Source organism: Streptomyces sp. NPDC058964 (genome assembly GCF_042741275.1).
GTDB lineage: Bacteria > Actinomycetota > Actinomycetes > Streptomycetales > Streptomycetaceae > Streptomyces.
The window spans coordinates 1-2300 of the sequence record NZ_JBHYKH010000845.1; the positions used below are offsets into that span (position 1 = coordinate 1).

The window sequence follows — 2300 nt, forward strand, 5'->3', positions numbered from 1 at the left end:
CCCGTACACGTCGCTCAACCCCCGGATGACCGTCGGCGACATCGTCGGGGAGCCGTACGAGATCCATCCCGAGGCGGCGCCGAAGGGCGACCGGCTCCGCCGGGTCCGGGAGCTGCTGGACGTCCTCGGGCGGGTTCTCCCACTCCCACACCGGCATCACGGCGGGCGTGCCCGTGAGCGCGGGGGCCCCGAGGATGTGCGGGCGCCGCTGCTGGTCGGAGCGCCACAGGGCGGTGGCCCGCTCCACGAACCCGGACAGTGAACCGGTGTGCGGGGCGGCCGGTTCGCCGGGGACACCGAGGCCGATGTCGTCGAGGGTGACGGGCCGGTGCAGCCGGGCCGCGAGGACCTCGCAGATCAGGTCGGGCACCTGGCCGCGCGGCCGCTGCCCCTTCAACCACCGTGCGACGGCGGTATGTTCGTACCTCAGTGCGATCCCACGAGCCCGGCCCGCCTGGTTGACGTGCGCGGCCAGTCCCGCGTGCGAGATCCCGGCCTCGTCGAGGATCGCGTCGAGCAGGGTGTTGGGCTGCATGGGTGCCCCCCGGTGACTCGGTGCCGACAGCGTAGTGCGTCGGACTTCACACGGGGTGTGAACGGAGTACGCGCATCCGCAGCGTGCGCGCGCTGTCGCGGAGAGTTCCGGGCCGGTTGACTGAAGGGCCTCGAAAGAGGCCGGCCGGGCCGCCGGCTCCCCCTCGTACAGTGCGGTGGCCTGGCCGTCGGCTTTGGCGGTGCGGCGCAGGGACGGGGGTTCAGAGGTGCGTTGTCGGCCGCGGGTCGAGTGGGGCCGGTCGCGCCCCCGCGGCGGATGCGCACGTGTCACCGTCCCGCGCCCCTGGGGTCAGCCGTTGCTGGCGATCGTTGCGCAGTACCAGTAGCGCGATGTCGTCCGTCGGTGTGCCGCTCGTGTGGCGGAACAGGGCGGTGAAGACCTTGCGCAGGACGGCCTGGGGCGCTGCGGGGTGCTCCCGTGCCGCCTCCGCCAGCACGGTCGGCAGGGCGAAGAAGTTGCCGTGCGCGTCCCGGGCGTCCTCCGCTCCGTCCGTGTACAGGACCAGGGACTCGCCCGGGAGCAGGTGTCCGCAGCGTACGGCGTCCAGGTCGCGGGGCAGGGGGAACGGGCCCAGGGGTGGCAGGGGTTCGGCGCGGGCGAGGTGGTCGACGCCGTGGGCGCTGAGCAGATACGGCCAGGGGTGGCCGCAGTTGAGCACACTGAGCTCCCCGTCCCTGCGGATCTCCAGCAGGAGCACGGTGACGAACTCCTCCGCGACCGGGGCATCGGGCTCCCGGCCGCTGGAGGGGTGCTCGTCGCGTGAACGCTCGCGCAGATGGCGGGCGAGCGCGCGCTCCAGGCGCCGTAGCACACAGCCGAGTTCGGCCTCGTCGTGCGCGGCCTCGCGAAAGCTGCCGAGGAGGGCGGCCACCGTGCCGAGGGCGGGCAGGCCGTGGCCGCGTACATCACCGATCACGACCCGTACGCCGTGTTCGGTGGCGACCGCCTCGTACAGGTCGCCCCCGATGGCCGCTCCGCGGTCGGCGGACAGCTGGGCGGCGGCGACGCCAAGGCCGTCGAGGCGTGGGGGCAGCGGGCGCAGCAGCACGCTCTGCGCGGCGCCCGCGACCTTGCGGGCCTGCCTCAGCTCGCGCAGCAGCGCCCGGCGGACGTCGAGTATCAGCCCGGTGCCGACGGCGAAGAACACGGCGCTGGTGACGATCCGGGCGCCCAGCGCGTCCTGGTGTGCGAGCGGGCAGCCGAACTTGAACGTGATGGCCACGGCGCCCCACACCGTGGGCAGCCCGAGGCCGAGCACCCGGCGCAGCGGGCGACGCTCGGGCTTGCGTACCACGGGGTGGTGCTCGCTCCCGCGGTCCGATCGGCGGACGCTTGTCCGGCGCAGCGTGCGGCAGGGGCGGCGGGCTCGGGTCCGGACCCAGGCCGGCAGCCTTCGCCTGGCGGGTCCCCGTGCGTTCGTCCGGGGCCGCCTCCCGCGGGGTGCCCCAGCCTTGATGCGGATCATGCCGATGGCCCCCCATGTAGGCCCTGACAGAGCAGACGGACCGACCCCGAAAGGCCGGTCCGATTCTTGCGACGGCATGCCCCGAATGGGCCGGATCGCCCGGGCTTCTCACCCGAATGAGTGAGCAATCTTCGGACCTGTGCATTTATGCAGGTCACAACGGAGAGGGGGGGGGGGGGGGGGGCGCGCGGGGGCCCCCCCCCCCCCGGCGGGGGGCGCCCCCGCGCCGACCCCCCCCTCGGCCCGGCGGCGGGGGCCGCGCCCGCCCGACCGGGCCGG

Annotated in this window: 1 protein-coding gene and 1 pseudogene; both read right to left on the minus strand. The window is 74.5% G+C overall.

Annotated elements, in window-relative coordinates:
• A pseudogene (locus tag ACFW2E_RS45505) lies at positions 1–535 on the minus strand (hypothetical protein); the annotation flags it as partial.
• Between the two features lie 220 nt (positions 536–755).
• Positions 756–1850, minus strand: coding sequence for a PP2C family protein-serine/threonine phosphatase (locus ACFW2E_RS45510; protein ID WP_384477681.1), 1095 nt, complete (start codon positions 1848–1850; stop codon positions 756–758).
• Positions 1851–2300 lie beyond the last annotated feature (450 nt).